Consider the following 16,155-nt stretch of genomic DNA (forward strand, 5'->3'; position numbering starts at 1 on the left):
AAAAAGGAGTGACAAGCTTTTGATTAGACGCTTTCAGAAATTTGATCTTTATTTATTTTTCATATTGATTTTATCTGCCATTTTAAACATTTATAACATTTGGAACGACGATACGGTGAACGCTTATTATACAGCGGCGGTCACAAGTATGATGCAAAGCTGGCATAATTTCTTCTTTGCTTCGTTCGATCCCTCAGGTTATGTCACGGTGGATAAACCACCGCTCGCCTTCTGGCTGCAAACGATCAGTGCCAAAATTTTCGGCCTGCATGGCTGGAGTGTGATCTTACCCCAAGCTTTAGCTGGCATTGGATCTGTTTATTTAATCTACCGCCTAGTCAAACCTACATTTGGCCTGGCTGCTGCAAGACTGTCAGCACTCATTATGGCGTGTACACCAATCGCAGTTGCTGTATCTCGTACAAATAACATTGACAGCTTACTCGTCTTTATTCTTTTACTCGCAACAGCCATGATGTTCAAGGCTGTGAAACAGCAGAAAGTGCTTTGGGCGATTGCTTCTTTTGCAATGATCGGTGTCGGTTTTAATACAAAAATGCTACAAGCGTATATGATTGTACCGGCTCTCGTTCTGTTTTACATCATTGCCTATCGAACGACATGGAAGAAAAAGTTGTTATCGCTGATGATTTCAATGATTGTTCTTTTAGGTGTATCTGCTTCATGGTCTATAGCGGTTGATCTCACTTCCAAAGACAATCGTCCTTATATGGGATCAAGTCAATCGAACTCAGCACTAGAATTAGCCTTTGGTTACAATGGTCTGCAGCGGTTGACTGGTCAACAGTCTGGCGGAGGCGGCACAAATCAAGGTGAGGGACAGCCACCTTCACAGCAGGGTGATCAGCAAAATGACAATGATTCATCCACCATGCCTCAGCCGCCATCAAATGGAACTCAAAACAACTCAGACAATTCAAACCAATCATCCAGTCAGGAACAGCCTTCAATGCAAGGACCACCAAGCAATGCAAACGGCACAACACCACCTGATATGCCTTCAGGCGGTAATGGTGATGGACCGCCAAATGGCGGGGGCGGAAAAATGGGAAATGGTTCTGGCATGTTTGGAACAGGAACAAAAGGGCCATTACGTCTGTTCCAATCTGAACTGTCCGATCAAATCAGCTGGCTGCTTCCATTTGCGCTCTTCGGTGCGATTGGTATCTTCTTCTCGACAGCCTTTGAAAGAAGACGCCTCAATACAAAACAAAAAGAAACACTATTTTGGCTAGCTTGGCTTATACCCGTTGCTGCATTTTTCAGTGTCGCAGGATTCTTCCATCACTATTATTTAATCATGCTGGCACCGCCAATTGCTGTATTAGCAGGAGCAGGATGGGTTTCTATGACTCAATTGTTCCAAACAGGAACTGGCTTTAAAAAATGGTTGCTTCCAATTGCGATATTCGTCACAACCGCATTTGAAATCTTTATCCTATCCACTTTTACAAGCACGATCGGACTTGGACTAAGCATCGCAGTCGGTATCATTGGTGTTGGAACGATCCTTTCTCTGCTCTTGATAAAAGGGAAAGAAAAACTAAAACAATTCATGTCTCTCATTGCCATCCTTGGGATGCTGATCGCACCCCTATACTGGGCAAGCACACCTCTTCTTTACGGAGGAAACAGTATGCTGCCAGAGGCTGGTCCTCAGCTTGCAACTTCAAGTGGCAGCATGAGTTCACAAGTCAATGAAAAGCTGATCAGCTATCTGGAAAAAAACAATACGGGAGAAGAATTCCTATTCGGGACAACAGATGCAACCACTGCTTCGCCTTACATTATTAAAACAGGAAAAGCTGTTATGGCATTAGGTGGATTTAGTGGATCTGATAACATTCTCACGCTTAATGAATTCAAACAGCTCGTTAAAGACGGCAAAATCAAATACTTCTATCTTTCTGGTATGAGAGGCGGCAGCTCTGACATTCTCACTTGGATTCAAAAAAATGGCAAAGAAGTATCTGCTTCTAAATGGCAGAACAGCTCTATATCCAAAACGAACCAGCAAACAGACAGCCAACAATCAAAACAAAATGATCAGTCAAATGGACGAATGGGCGGAATGGAGAGCGGTACTCTTTATGAACTATCCGTTGATTAATTCATCTATTAAAAGGGAGGAACGATGACTGATGGAAAAGAACATACAATACTCTGTTGTAGTCCCAGTGTATAATGAAGAACTTGTGATCCATGAATCGTATCAGCGCCTCAAGACCGTCATGGATTCGACGGGAGAAGCATATGAGCTTCTCTTCGTCAATGACGGCAGTATGGATCGAACAGCTGAACTGATTAAAGGGTACTGCCAGACCGATCCGCATGTGAGACTTATTGATTTTTCTCGTAACTTTGGGCATCAAATTGCCATTACAGCGGGAATGGATTATGCAAAGGGAGAAGCTGTCGTAGTGATTGATGCGGATTTACAAGATCCACCTGAATTGATTTTAGACATGATTGAAAAATGGAAGGAAGGCTATGAGGTCGTATACGCGGTCCGCACGCAACGAAAAGGCGAAACAGCTTTCAAAAAGTACACGGCTTCCCTTTTCTACCGAGTGCTACGTCAAATCACCGAAGTAGATATTCCTATTGACACCGGCGACTTTAGATTGATGGATCGTAAAGTGTGTCATGAAATGAGAAAAATACGCGAGAAAAACCCATTTGTCCGCGGATTAGTGAGCTGGGTTGGCTTCAAACAGATTGCGGTAGAATATGTTCGGGATGAGCGGTTGGCAGGAGAAACAAAGTATCCTCTCAAAAAGATGCTCAAGCTCTCGATGGATGGGATCACATCTTTTTCTTACAAACCTTTAAAGCTAGCCAGCGTGGCAGGTATTGCCCTTTCAGCTATTGGCTTCATTTCGATGTTTCTAGTTTTATATTTAAAGCTTTTTACAAACAGCACCATCACCGGCTGGAGTTCATTAATTGTCATTCAGCTATTCTTTAGCGGGATCATCCTCTTTATGTTAGGCATGATCGGGGAGTATATCGGCCGAATCTACGATGAAGCCAAGGACCGGCCGCTTTATATCGTCAGGGATAGCTATGGCCTTCAGGCAAAGCCACATCCCGTTCAATCCCCTGTCCACTTCAAGCAATATAAACAGCATTAAAAAAAGCGTGCGAGACCCTTCAGAAGGTCCTGCACGCTTTTTAATAAATTAGACGGCTGTTTCAAACCGTTTTCTGTTAATAAAGAAAGATAGTGTAATGATTAAATAAATGCCCATGGTGACCAGCGTTTGAACAATTGGTGTATTGAATACAACGCCGACAAAAATGGCCATGATCGCAATAACTGAAAACCACGTTGTGAAAGGATACAGCTTCACGCGATATCCGCCTGGCTGTGCGACGCTTCGAGATTTCAAATGACCGACGGCAATGATAAACCAGATGAATAGAACTGTGTAACTTAAAGAGCCCATTAAGTAATTAAACGTTTGACTTCCTACAAAAAGAGAAATCAATACAGCTGCATACAAGGTAGATGTACATACAAGGATGGCTCGCACAGGCACCTGCTGTTTTGACAGCTTGGAGAATCCTTTCCATACACGGCCATCCATTGCCTGTGTATAAAGCACCCGTGATGAAGCATACAAGCCAGAGTTCATAGAAGACAAAATCGCTAGTAAGATAATACCATTCATGATGTCACTAGCATACGGTACTCCGATTGTTGCAAACACTGTCACAAATGGACTTACTTGCTCATTGTTTACTTGATTCCAAGGGATTAAGCTGACAATGATAAAGAACGGTAGTACATAAAAACCGATGATGCGTACAAACGTACTTTGAATGGCCTTTGGGATGACTTTTTCAGGGTTTTTTGTTTCTGCTAACGTGACCCCAATCATCTCCGTCCCACCATATGAATACACGACAACCAGCATTGCTGCAATTAATCCACCAGTACCATTTGGGAAAAATCCACCGTGATCCGTTAAGTTAGACAATCCAGGTGCTGCATGCTGTCCGAATGAGACAAATAGCATGGTAAATCCAATGATAATAAATAAGATGATGACAGCAATTTTAATAGAAGCTAACCAATACTCTGTCTCAGCAAACATTTTGACTGAGCAAACATTAATGATTGTGACTACAAGTGAAATGATTAACACAAGCATCCAGATTGGCACTTGTGGGAACCAGTACTGAATAAAGATGGCCGACACAATCGCTTCTGCTGCAATGTTCAGCACCCACATCTTCCAATAGATCCAGTCTAAGAAATAGGCCGGATATTTTCCTAACACAGGTTCAATCAAGTCACGGAATGTTCTTGCTCCAGGTCGTGCAACGGTCATTTCGGCAAGTCCTTGCATAATAAATAATAAAATAAGACCACCAATCATGTATGCCAAAATGACAGCAGGACCCGCAATATCAATGGCAGAACTGCTTCCTTTAAACAGACCAGCACCGATGGCACCGCCAAGCGCAAGCATCATAATATGCCTTGATGTCATTGTTCGTTTTAACTGCACATGTTCCTTTTCCATTTTCTATAGCTCCTTTAAATTTGAATCTTCAGACAAATATGAGATAAAAGCATATAAAAAGGCCAGCCATCTCCTGGAAGAGACGACTGACCTTGCAACCGCGTTACCACTCTTATTGATTCAGCCATGGCTGAATCCAACTTAAAACCCGATAACGGAGGTCACACGTAAAGACTTACTATTCATTCAGTCTTACCGCTCTTTGAGCGAGTTCAATGATTCGTTTTACTGCGTTGCACCGACCCGCAGCTCTCTTAAAAAACGGATGTTCATTTACTATTCTCAAGTCAAAGCGTTTATAGTCAAATTTGTATATTCGTCAAAGATTTTATTTTTTAAATATACTGACTAACCACGCAATTGTCAACAGCCTTTTTCAGACAAACAGCTATTAACGAATCCAAACAGCTACTTCATCCATCGGGCGACGTGTTTTGCCGCGTTTTGGCTCAGTGACACGATAACCAAAGGCTGCCATGACAGAGATGTCGTATTGACCATCCTCCAGTAACCCTTCTTCTTCTAAGATACGATGGATGTGATCGTAGCTAAATCCTTCAACTGGGCATGAATCAATGCCGATCTGTGCCGCAGCTGTCATCATGTTACCTAAGGCAATATACGTTTGTTTTGAAGCCCAATCAAATAATGTACGGTCATTTTCTAGTAGATGAAGATCGTTCTCTTGGAATTCTCTGTAGCGCCCCTTGACCATTTCAAACGTTTCGTCTGTCATTCCTTTGATTTGCTTGTTGATGTATTCTGCATATGCTGAATCATAGCGGGCATCTGTTCTTGCCAAGATGATCACAAAATGGCTGGCAGTTGGAAGCTGCTTTTGCGCCCCCCATGTATACTCTTTTAATTTTTCTCTAAATGCTTCATTTTGAACAACGAGGAACTTCCAAGGCTCAAACCCTACAGAGCTTGGAGAAAGTCTTCCTGTTTCTAAAATAAATGCAAAATCATCCTCTGGAATCTTTTTCGCTGGGTCAAACTCTTTTGTCGCATGACGGAATTCATACGCCTCAATGATTTCTTTTTTTAACTGCTCTTTGTCTCGCATTTTATTCATCCTTTCTAATGAACAGGTGTGTTCCCACAATCCAATTTCTTTCCATTCCCTCATAGAAATTGTTATGATAGGAAAACAAACAACCCGAATGTGTGATGTCCTATCTCTATGGTAAAAGAAAAGCTTCCATTGATTCAAGTACGCACATTTTTGTTCGTTAGGTACAAACATGTTCGTTTATGACCATTTTCGTTTAAGAAAGGAATGTTGAGATGAGTGCACCATCCAATCCAGTCAGTATTGTGAATCATGGCTGTCCCGTGTCTATCACTACAAATGTCATCGGAGGAAAATGGAAAGGCGTCATCCTTTATCATTTGACTTGCGGTCCAAAGCGTTACAACGAAATACGCCGGCTTCTGCCAAGAATTTCGCAGCGTGTCCTGACGTTGCAATTACGAGAACTTGAACAAGACGGGATTGTTCACCGTGAAGTCTATGAGGAAGTTCCTCCTCGTGTCGAGTATTCACTGACTTCTCTTGGAAATACGTTAAAGCCCATTATCTTTGCCATGCGTGAATGGGGCGAATCCTATGGGAGAGAAACGCGCCCAAAAGAAAAAAGCTGCCATCTCTAGCAGCTTTTTTAAGATGAAATCGCCGTTGGCTCTTGCTGAGGATCGTCCTTCACAAACAGGATACCAAGCTGGTGATGCTCCCCTTCGTAAGAGGCGCGTTTCTCAAACCTTGTCTGACCATTGAGACCAATGATCTCAAGCTTTGTCAGAGCACGATTGGTTTGTAGTGCTTCATAAAATTCTGAAACGGTTTTGATCTCGATTCCATTGACCTTTGTAATAATTTCTCCGATCTCAAGCTTTAAATCAGCCGCAGGGGTATTCGGAATGATACCAAGCACCATAAGCCCTTGATTCCGCTTAGAGAAAAAGAATGGTGCAGCGTTGTCATTCGCCCTCTGCTTCCATGATAAAAAGGCTCTTCCTGCAATCGCTAGAACAACAGCTCCCCACGCAATCGGCTCAAACCAAATACTTGCCGCACCTACTGCAGCAACAGCTAGACCGAGCATCATAATTCGGCGTGACGTAATTTGAATACTGACAATTGGCAGCGATCCTTGAATACGCTGGCCAAAGCCGATGATGTACGGGATCACAATAAATGAAAAGCTTTGATCGTGCACTTGAAGCACAGGCCACCATGGCAGAGAAGAAGTCCATTCACCTGCCGGCATCAGCAAAACAAGTGGTAGAAGCCACAGACGGTTTGCTCGCTGCTGGCCGATCAAAAGTCCTCTCGCACTCATCACCATTGCAGGCGATGTACGTAAATGCGCCGTTCGATAGGCTAACATGCCTTCAGTCATTAACAGTAGCCCTAACAGGATCACAACGGCTGATGCATTCATCATTGAAAGCTGCGGCAGCCAGGAATGGCTCACTTGAACAGACATCAATCCAAATGCCGCAATAAAACTGAAACCGAGTGTGTATGCAGACGAAAGCGCACTCGCCTTAAAGAATAGAGAGAAAACGATGGTCATCGCTGCAATCAGCACGATGAATCCAGGCGGAAGGGAAATCCCTAAGCCTACAGATATGATCGATAGACAAATTCCTGGAACCCATCCCTTTGAATATGTAAATTTCAGTTCATCGTAAACATCTTCTATTCTTGTTTGAAACGCTTTTCTCTCCCGCTTTACGCGGATGTAGCCATATAATAGGCTGATTAATACCATAAAATAAAAAAGAGGATGGATTAAAAACAGACCGACCGCTTTTAATCCGGCTCCCATCCACTCCGAGCTCATTATCGTTCACCGCCCAAGTCAAGCATTTTCTCTTATTCTATCAAATAAATCGATGCTTGACATCAGGTTTATTTCTCCTGATTCATCCAAAGTGTGACATTCGACAGTGAAAAATCTTTTAAATAGTGATTCACATCTACATCTAGTATGCCGCCGAGAAGCTGCATGGACCTCTTGATGTCGGTTAAGTTTATACCAAGTCTCTTATGATTATCCATTAAATAATTGAAGTATATCTCAGCACAGTCTTCATCGATCTCGTCGACTGATTCTACCGTTGTGTAATTGACCAAGTACCTGCTTAACAGCATGAGTAGACTTAATGCCTTTGTAGCCGAAAACGTCACATCTTTCGTACGACTCTTAAGCTCCTCTACCAACTCGTAATATTTTTTCTCTCTCACAATACTTGCCCTTTTCAATTGTGTACCCCCATTTACTAGTTCTTTTAAGAAAAGCGCAAACCTCGGTACAGCTCAATGCTTAAGCTGAATATCCGCAAAAAATAAAATATTTAAAATGAGTGCTACTTTTTATTGTAAGAATTATTTATGTAACATACAACTTTCAAAAGTTTCATTTTCATGACATGTTTAAATCAACAGAAAGTCTCTTATATAAATATGTTATCGGGTAAATTCGAAGGAATGTTATGTTTTTTGTAAAATAAATGAATATATTTCTCGATATAATATATTTTTAAGAATAAATTATTACATGTTCGTAACACTTATGAACCAAAAAAAAGAGGCATTTATTCGCCTCTTTATTTTTTGAGATATAGTGCTTTTAGTGCAGTTTGCAGCTGAAGATCATTCTTTTCATAAGATTTCACTTCATCTACCATCTTGTTCATCATTTTCGCTGTCTTTAAATCAATCACACCAGATTTATCGAGATTGTATGTGCTTTGAAATGCGAGTACAGCTTTTTTCGTTTCTTCGTCAAAATATCCATCTACTCTGCCAGGGTCAAATGATAACCCTTTTAACAATGTCTGTGCTTGTCTGACTTCTTCATTGTTCATATCAAGCTGAAGCGGTTCTTTCAGCTGGAGCGGGCCAACGGTGAAGTAATCTGGTTGATGAATCGCAATGGTCGGCACAACGCCTTTTTTGTGAATCCAATTCCCTTTCGGTGTCAGCCACTTATACAGCGTTAATTTAATGTTACTTCCATCTCCCATTGGTACCGCCTGCTGCACAGTTCCTTTACCAAAGGAAACGTCACCTACCACTTCATACTTGCCTGCTTCTTTCAAAGCACCAGCCAGAATTTCAGAAGCGGATGCACTTCCTTTATCAATTAAGACATTGACCGGGTATGGTTTTTGTTCTTTTCGTTTTGAAAAATATCGTTTTCGATCGCCATTCCGTTCTGCAATTTGAATATATGGCTGATCCTTTGTGATAAAATGTTTCAAAATATCTTCCACACTTTGTAGATAGCCGCCAGGATTTCCTCTCACGTCCAGCACAAGGCCTTCCATGCCCTTTTTCTCGAGCTTATTCAAGCTTGCCGTGAAATCCTTCGCCGTATCTTCAGAGAAGCTAGAGATCGCGATATAGCCTGTTTTATGACCATTGACCTCTTTCATTGAAGCCGTTACGGTTTCAAGCGGGATTTCTTCTCGTTTGATATGGAATGTTAGCTCTTTTTCAATTCCATTTCGTCTGATTTTCAAGGCGACAGACGTTCCTTTTTTTCCTCTTATTTTCAGTACAGCATCGTTTAGGCTTTTTTCTTTCATCGTCTCACCGTCAATGCTGATGATTTCATCTTTCGGTTTCAGACCCGCCTTTGCTGCAGGGGATTTTTTAAAGGCAGAGACAATGATAATCTTTCCTTCATCCATTCCAACTTCTGCCCCAATTCCTTCAAATGAGGAATCAAGTGAATCCGAAAATTGCTTTGCGGTTTGCTTGTCCATGTATACTGAATACGGATCATTTAAGGTTGAAAGCATTCCTTGAATGGCACCTTCAAGCAGCTTTTGACGATCCACTTCCTCTACATATTCATTCGAAATGAGGTCATAGGCTTTCTCAATTTTCTCCATTCCGTTTTCCTTCGCTCGATCACTTGATTGAGCTTGTCCAGCCACTGCAGCAGCCGCTTTCGGTGACTCCGCCTGAGTCGCCTCTTTATGCGTCACAACCCCTGCACTGATGATGAGAATGACACTTGCCATGATGGATGCGATTTGTTTTTTCATATTTGGCCTCCTTCTTCAACTCTTCCTGATGACCTGAGTTATTATATGCCAGAAGAAGGGATTTCATGTAAAGACATTCTCCTAGGGAGGCTTGACTAATCATTTCATTAGGTGTAATTTTTATTTTGTTACGATCGAGAAGGAGTCATCGCTATGTATATTATATTGACTATGCTTTTATTAGGAATTTTACTAGGGTTTGTAGGAGCTGGCGGGGCTGGTTTTGTCATCGCATTGCTGACGTTAATCTTTGATGTACCAATCCATACTGCACTTGGGACATCTTTAGCTGCTATGGCATTTACGACTTTATCTGGTGCATACAGCCACTACCGAGAAGGAAATATTCAGCTCAAATCAGGTTTGATTGTCGGTGCACTAGCTTGTATTGCTTCATTTGCCGGAGCAAAAGTGGCTCCTTTTATTCCAGAGGATAGCCTGCACTATTTAACAGCTGGTATGCTCTTTTTATCTGCTGTTTTTATGATGATCAAATTGTTTGTCCTAAAAGAAGATGCTGAGCAGCAGCCGCTTTCTTCACGCCAATTGCTGATCAGGGGCATTATATTAGGCCTTGTATCAGGGATGCTTTCAGGGATGTTCGGTATCGGATCAGCACCATTTATTCAAGTGGGGCTTTTGATTTTGCTGAAGCTGTCTATTAGACAAGCTGTTGGCACAACGATGCTAGTGATTATTCCAATCTCTATTGGCGGTGGGATTGGTTATATTTCAGAAGGCTATGTTGACTTTATCCTGCTCGTTCAGATCTTAATCGGTACCGTATTAGGGGCTTTTATTGGGGCAAAATTTACACGCCTTGCGCCAAAACTTTTATTAAAATCCGCTGTGCTTTTAACACCTATTATTGCCGGATTACTGCTGTTATTTTAATTTCATCTACATGAAAAAAGCCGATAACATGATGTTATCGGCTTTTTGTCAGCGGATATATTGTGCTGGATTGACTGCATTTGATTTCGCGCCATTCCATAATCCTTTATGAATTTCAAAATGAAGATGCTGGCCATAAGACTGACCTGTGTTGCCCATATATCCAAGGAATTGACCTTGCTCGACTCTTTGACCTGTTGACACACTTCTTGTTGAAAGATGAGCGTATACCGTTTGATACGTTTGGCCATTGATGTTATGTGTAATGAACACCACATTCCCATAACTCGACGAGTAGCTTGAGTTCGTGACTGTGCCAGATGCGGCTGCAACGACAGATACAGTGCCTTTTGCAGCGATATCTAATCCGTAGTGCTGTCCGCCAGAACGCCCGCCAAAGCCTGATGAGAAACGGCCTGCAGCTGGTTTAATGAAACCTGAGCTACTTGCTGGTGTATCTGACACTTGATCAGATCCTCCACTTGGTGCAGGTACACTTTTTTCAGCAGCTGCTTGTTCTGCTTTCTTCGCTTCTTCTTTTTGACGGCGTGCTTCTTCAGACTTTACCGCCGCTTTCTGATTCGCTAGAATTTCTTGTTCATTTTCAAGCTTTCCTAGTTCATCATGTGCATGTTCTTTTTCTTCCGTTACATGACCAAGGACTTTTCCTTTTTCTTTTTGCTGTTTAGATAGGTCCTTTTTCAACGTTTCAAGCTCTTTCAAAGATGTTTCAAGTCCACTTAGCTGTTTATTTAGCTCTGCTTCTTTTTGCTCCACTAGCTCCAAATCATTTTCGTGTTCTGTAATCATGTCTTTATCTGCTTCGACGATGGTTGTAACAGCTCCCACACGACTGACAAAATCACTAAAGCTACGAGCACCTAGCAGCACATCTAAATAGTTGATTGTACCGCCACTTTTTTGCATAGAACGAATTCGATCTTTGAAAATCGCTTTTCTCTTTTCAATTCGCTCGTTGATGACTTCAATCTCTTTTTTTAGTTTTTTGATCTGTTGTTTCGTCTGTTTGACCTCTTTTTCTTTTTCAGCGACTTTTTCAGTTGCGGCACTTACTTTTTGGTCAATTTTTTCAATTTCTTGCTTTAGCTTTGATTCTTTCTTTTCAAGCTTTGCCAGTTCTGATTTCTTTTTCTTCAAGGTTGATTCAGTCTTCGATGTTTTCTCTTCAATTTGTTGACGTTTTTGATCTAGGTCTTCGTATGCGAATGCACGATTTTCGTTCCCTGGAATGTATAGCCACGTTGTTCCAATAAACGCTGCCATTCCAGCCATCATCAGCTTTCTTTTCAAAACGATATTCCCCTCCCATGACAACTGCCTGCATGAAGAGTCGACCGGATGAATTGGATCAACCGGTCACATCTTCTATAGAATCCTCGAGTGCTGCCATCAATATAAATAGATTTATACTTTCAAGAATTTACGGATGGACGTTAAACTTCCCCACACACCGATAATGGCACCGATCAATAGAAGAACCAGTGATACTTGATAGACAAACGGATTGTATGGAAGCATTGAAATAAATGAACCTTGTACCCTTGGCGCCACCCAGCCGACAGCATATTGATACGTGCCAAGCAATACAGCGATTGGTATAATCGAGCCAAATACACCAAGTAGTAATCCTTCGATGAAGAACGGCCAGCGGATAAACCAGTTCGTTGCACCTACTAGTTTCATAATCTCAATTTCTTTACGTCTAGCAAAAATCGTAATTTTGATCGTATTGGAAATCAAGAACATCGCTGTAAATAAAAGCCCAATAATAAGTGCGATGCCGACATTACGCGCCACTCCGACAACATTAAAGAGTCGGCTGACCTCTTCTTTTCCATAAGTGACTTTATACGTCCCTTTTAGGTTTTCTAATTTCTTCGCTACTTTTGGTGTATCGTGGGGATCTGTTGTTTTCACAATAAACGCATCATTCAATGGATTTTCTTGATCAACCAGTCCCATAGATTGTCCATTTTCACCAAAGCTTTTAATCAGTGCTTTTAGTTCATCATCCTTGGATGAGTATTTCACATCACTAATTTCAGGAATCTCCTCAATTTCTGCTTTTAATTCATCCTGCTGCTTTTGATTCGCAGTTAAATCGATGAGAACTTTTACTTCTACTTCTTTCTCAGCGTTCGATGCCATGTTATTCAAGTTGAGCATAATGACAAGAAAAACCCCAACTAAAATCAATGTGACAGTGACCGCACTAATTGATGCAAATGTCATCCACGTGTTTCTTCCAAGTGAACGGAAGCTCTCACGTAAATGCCGCGAGAGAGTTTTAATCATAAATTCCGTACTCCCCTCTTGCTTCGTCACGCACAATCATTCCATCTTCGATTGCGATGACGCGTTTCTTCATGCTGTTTACAATCTCTTTGTTGTGTGTCGCCATGACGACTGTTGTTCCGCGGTTATTAATCTCTTCGAGCGTCTTCATGATTTCCCATGAAGTATCTGGATCAAGGTTTCCTGTCGGTTCGTCTGCAATGACAACCTCAGGATGATTGACGATCGAACGAGCGATCGATACACGCTGCTGTTCACCGCCGGAAAGCTGATCTGGAAATTGACGAGCTTTGTGCTTTAATTGCACCAAATCAAGTACCTCAAGCACTTTTTTCTTAATAATACTTGGCTGTTCACCAATGACTTCAAGAGCAAATGCCACGTTCTCAAAGACCGTGAGACTTGGAAGTAGTTTGAAATCTTGGAATACTACGCCAATTTCTCTTCTCACGTAAGGAATTTCTTTTTCCTTCATCGAGCCTAAATCTTTGTTATTAATTAAGATTTTTCCTTTGGTTGGCTTCTCTTCACGATACATCATTTTAATGAACGTGGATTTACCAGCGCCACTGGGACCAACAACATACACAAACTCTCCTGGATGGATAGAGACATTGATTCCATTGATCGCCTTTACACCATTAGGATAGATCTTATAGACTTCCTTCATTTCAATCATGTAATCACCTAATCTTTTCTTATTCGCTGTCAAACAGCTTATCATGATGTTCTGACACTTCTCGTCAAAAAACGTTATGTATGGTCACGCACATACCCTTCGATACGCACAAGCAATTTATGTCCTTTTCATCCAAAAAGATGAAAAAATTGAATCGTCTAAATTTCAACAACTCCAATTATACGTCATGAATCGACGCAATGGTATTACATTTATATTTCAAAACTTATAAATAAAAGGTAAATAGAGCAACCAAAACCGAAAAACATGTCTTTTTACCCTTATTTTTTAAATAAAATTTAATATAATACGTTTTCATACTATCCAAAAGTCTTTTTCTACAAATAGAAAATAAAAAAACCTTGTCGATTAGACAAAGGTTTTATTTTTTCTCTGCAAGCCATTTGGCGACTTCTTTTGCTTGTTTTTCATCTACCATTCCACTTGGCATAGATCCTTTACCGTTCTGGGCAATATCTGCAATTTGGCTTTCATTATATTTCTTCCCGACTTCTTTCAGGCTTGGGCCGCCTCCGCCAGATAAGTCTTTTCCATGACAGCCAATACAGTTTTGCTGATAAATCTCTTCACCACTGCTCACATTTGAAGCACTTTTACTGCCTTCTTTGTCACTGCTGCTTGAATTTCCTCCACAGGCCGCAAGTACAAAAAGCATAGCGACAAAAAGAAGCGTTAATCCGCTCTTTTTCATGTATTTCCCTCCCTTACAATCATTTGGTCAACGTTATTATATCCTTGTTTACGCCCTTTTAAAACCCTCACCCAGCACCTCTTTTGCATCCATGACGATGACAAACGCTGATGCATCGATCGCTTTTACCACTTGTTTCAACTTTGTGAATTGTGACTGCCCTACAACACACATTAAAATAGGCCGGTCATGGTCGGTGTACCCACCTACTGCTGAAATCTTCGTTACACCACGATCAATTTGATCAAACACCGCCTGTCTGACCTCATCCTCATGGCCCGTAATAATCATAGCCATCTTCGAGTGACTAAAGCCAGCCTGTACGACATCAATCGTCTTGCTAGAAATGAACACTCCGATCACAGCGTACAGTCCTTCTTCAATCCCAAAAACAGTCATGGCCGCCAAAACAATCAAACCGTCCATCATCGCTAAACAAGTACCTAACGTCAGCCCTGTATATTTATTGATGATTTTGGCCGCAAGTGCCGTTCCTCCCGTTGAACCATTGCCGAGGAAAACGAGCCCAATCCCGATCCCAATCACTACACCGCCAAATATTGCGGCGAGCAGTGCTTCATGGGTGACAGGAGCAATGTGTCTTGTTAAGAACACCATTAAAGGTAAAAAGACAGAACCAACGAGCGTTTTTACCCCAAATGTTCCACCTAATAAATAAAAGCCTGCGATAAAGAGCGGAATATTGAGACCCCATTGTACATATGCAGCTTCAAAACCGAATGATTGCATAATGGTACTGATTCCACTCACACCGCCAGCAGCAATCTGATTTGGTAATAATAACGTATTAAAGCCAACCGCTACGATAGCTGATCCTATTAAAATGAGTACATAATTTTTCACTTCAATCCAAAATTGAGAATGTTCCTGCTTCATGTCTTTCTTCCTCCGTTACTTCTGAATGCACACCTATTTTAAGCCCTCTCATTCGGATTGTAAATAACAGCCAAATGCAGTGCTAATGGATTAATACTTTATCACACAGCCGGATCAGCGTACTTGCCGTTTGGCAGAAGAGTAAATGATGGTATATTTAATATGTACATGAGAAAGAAGGGACATACGATGAAGAAAATACTGAAGATCACCGGTATTACATTACTTGCACTCATCATCTTAGCTTTTGGTGCTTTCTATACATGGAGCCGCTTTACATATGGACCATCGGAAGCGTTAAAAAAGCAGATGAACATTGAGCAGGTCGATCATAAAAACGGGGTATATTCATTTGAAGCATCGAAAAGCGATACTGGCATCATTCTATATCCTGGGGCAAAAGTTGAACCTCTTGCGTATGCCTATCTTGGGAATGCGCTGATGAAGAAAGGCTATTCGGTCTTTATCCCAGACATGCCATTTTCCTTCGCAATATTTAATACGAAGAAAGCAGACGATATCCTCAAAAGTCATCCGGCCATCAAGCATTGGTACATTGGCGGACATTCGCTAGGCGGAACAGCTGCCGCTATGTATGCAGAGAAAAATCAAAGCAAGATGGACGGCCTCTTTTTCCTTGCCTCCTATCCTGCATCAGATGATTTGAAACAGGCTTCCTTGCAAGTATTATCTATTTCAGGCGAAAAAGATGGTCTCGCAACACGAGAAAAAATCAAAAAATCGCAAAAGCAGCTGCCTTCTCAAACGGTGTATCATGAGATAAAAGGCGGTAATCATGCTCAATTTGGCATGTATGGCAAACAAAAAGGGGATCAGCCTGCAGACATTCCAGTCCTCACGCAACAAAAAGACATCGTTCAGACGATGCTGGAATGGTTAAAACCAGCAAAAAAGCTCCCGTAATGGGAGCTGCCAGATTGTTGACAAAGGGCTAAAATGAACTTGATTTTAGCCCTTTGTCTTCTTTTCAGCGTGATAGAAAACCTTTGCAGTCTAGGAAGGACGAGCATCGGCGCGGA

General features: G+C 41.5%; 15 protein-coding genes and 1 other annotated feature. Of the genes, 5 read left to right on the top strand and 10 right to left on the bottom strand.

Annotated elements, in window-relative coordinates:
- The first annotated feature begins 19 nt into the window (after window positions 1-19).
- Together V7L95_RS04520 and V7L95_RS04525 are read left to right on the top strand one after the other, a co-directional pair.
- Window positions 20-2,131, top strand: coding sequence for a glycosyltransferase family 39 protein (locus tag V7L95_RS04520; RefSeq protein WP_340968256.1), 2,112 nt, complete (start codon window positions 20-22; stop codon window positions 2,129-2,131).
- Between the two features lie 31 nt (window positions 2,132-2,162).
- Window positions 2,163-3,155: a glycosyltransferase family 2 protein gene (locus tag V7L95_RS04525; RefSeq protein ID WP_203143724.1), complete on the top strand. Its 993-nt coding sequence runs from the start codon at window positions 2,163-2,165 to the stop codon at window positions 3,153-3,155.
- Between the two features lie 48 nt (window positions 3,156-3,203).
- On the opposite strand, the gene V7L95_RS04530 is transcribed toward V7L95_RS04525, so the two are convergent.
- Window positions 3,204-4,553: an amino acid permease gene (locus V7L95_RS04530; protein ID WP_008348215.1), complete on the bottom strand. Its 1,350-nt coding sequence runs from the start codon at window positions 4,551-4,553 to the stop codon at window positions 3,204-3,206.
- 75 nt (window positions 4,554-4,628) lie between these two features.
- Window positions 4,629-4,853: a binding site (T-box leader), on the bottom strand.
- A 91-nt stretch (window positions 4,854-4,944) separates the two neighbouring features.
- Window positions 4,945-5,619, bottom strand: coding sequence for an NAD(P)H-dependent oxidoreductase (locus tag V7L95_RS04535; protein ID WP_008348217.1), 675 nt, complete (start codon window positions 5,617-5,619; stop codon window positions 4,945-4,947).
- 221 nt (window positions 5,620-5,840) lie between these two features.
- Between V7L95_RS04535 and V7L95_RS04540 the strand changes: the two genes are divergently transcribed.
- Window positions 5,841-6,206, top strand: a complete 366-nt coding sequence (locus tag V7L95_RS04540; protein WP_017357877.1) for a winged helix-turn-helix transcriptional regulator — start codon at window positions 5,841-5,843, stop codon at window positions 6,204-6,206.
- A gap of 8 nt (window positions 6,207-6,214) precedes the next feature.
- Here the strand turns inward: V7L95_RS04540 and V7L95_RS04545 are convergent, their stop codons facing one another.
- The 3 genes from V7L95_RS04545 to V7L95_RS04555 all read right to left on the bottom strand — a co-directional run bounded on the left by V7L95_RS04545 (window position 6,215) and on the right by V7L95_RS04555 (window position 9,617).
- A complete protein-coding gene (locus tag V7L95_RS04545) occupies window positions 6,215-7,387 on the bottom strand; it encodes a PDZ domain-containing protein (protein ID WP_008348219.1) in 1,173 nt (390 codons plus the stop codon).
- 83 nt (window positions 7,388-7,470) lie between these two features.
- Window positions 7,471-7,824 (bottom strand): swarming motility protein SwrAA, encoded by a 354-nt coding sequence (locus V7L95_RS04550; protein WP_007500014.1) that lies wholly within the window; start codon window positions 7,822-7,824, stop codon window positions 7,471-7,473.
- A gap of 344 nt (window positions 7,825-8,168) precedes the next feature.
- Window positions 8,169-9,617, bottom strand: a complete 1,449-nt coding sequence (locus tag V7L95_RS04555) for a S41 family peptidase (RefSeq protein ID WP_008348221.1) — start codon at window positions 9,615-9,617, stop codon at window positions 8,169-8,171.
- 153 nt (window positions 9,618-9,770) lie between these two features.
- Here V7L95_RS04555 and V7L95_RS04560 point away from each other — a divergent pair, with 153 nt between their 5' ends.
- On the top strand, window positions 9,771-10,511 hold the full coding sequence (locus V7L95_RS04560; protein WP_008348223.1) for a sulfite exporter TauE/SafE family protein: 741 nt from the start codon (window positions 9,771-9,773) through the stop codon (window positions 10,509-10,511).
- A 48-nt stretch (window positions 10,512-10,559) separates the two neighbouring features.
- Here the strand turns inward: V7L95_RS04560 and V7L95_RS04565 are convergent, their stop codons facing one another.
- The 5 genes from V7L95_RS04565 to V7L95_RS04585 form a co-directional block, all read right to left on the bottom strand.
- Complete coding sequence (locus V7L95_RS04565; RefSeq protein ID WP_017357874.1) at window positions 10,560-11,822, bottom strand: M23 family metallopeptidase; 1,263 nt, start codon at window positions 11,820-11,822, stop codon at window positions 10,560-10,562.
- A gap of 114 nt (window positions 11,823-11,936) precedes the next feature.
- Window positions 11,937-12,827 carry a permease-like cell division protein FtsX gene (gene ftsX / locus V7L95_RS04570; protein WP_017357873.1) on the bottom strand — a complete coding sequence of 297 codons (891 nt, stop codon included), beginning with the start codon at window positions 12,825-12,827 and terminating at the stop codon, window positions 11,937-11,939.
- Window positions 12,820-13,506 carry a cell division ATP-binding protein FtsE gene (gene ftsE, locus V7L95_RS04575; RefSeq protein ID WP_008348229.1) on the bottom strand — a complete coding sequence of 229 codons (687 nt, stop codon included), beginning with the start codon at window positions 13,504-13,506 and terminating at the stop codon, window positions 12,820-12,822. Before ftsE ends, ftsX begins: the two co-directional genes overlap by 8 nt.
- A 382-nt stretch (window positions 13,507-13,888) precedes the next feature.
- Entirely contained in the window at window positions 13,889-14,218 is a 330-nt protein-coding gene (gene cccB, locus V7L95_RS04580; protein WP_007500002.1) for a cytochrome c551, read from the bottom strand.
- A 48-nt stretch (window positions 14,219-14,266) separates the two neighbouring features.
- A complete protein-coding gene (locus V7L95_RS04585; RefSeq protein ID WP_007500000.1) occupies window positions 14,267-15,115 on the bottom strand; it encodes a YitT family protein in 849 nt (282 codons plus the stop codon).
- A 189-nt stretch (window positions 15,116-15,304) separates the two neighbouring features.
- Between V7L95_RS04585 and V7L95_RS04590 the strand changes: the two genes are divergently transcribed.
- Complete coding sequence (locus tag V7L95_RS04590; RefSeq protein WP_017357872.1) at window positions 15,305-16,039, top strand: alpha/beta family hydrolase; 735 nt, start codon at window positions 15,305-15,307, stop codon at window positions 16,037-16,039.
- Window positions 16,040-16,155 lie beyond the last annotated feature (116 nt).

This window comes from Bacillus sp. PPSBB_11, from assembly GCF_038023285.1.
In the GTDB taxonomy this organism is placed as follows: Bacteria; Bacillota; Bacilli; order Bacillales; family Bacillaceae; genus Bacillus; species Bacillus altitudinis.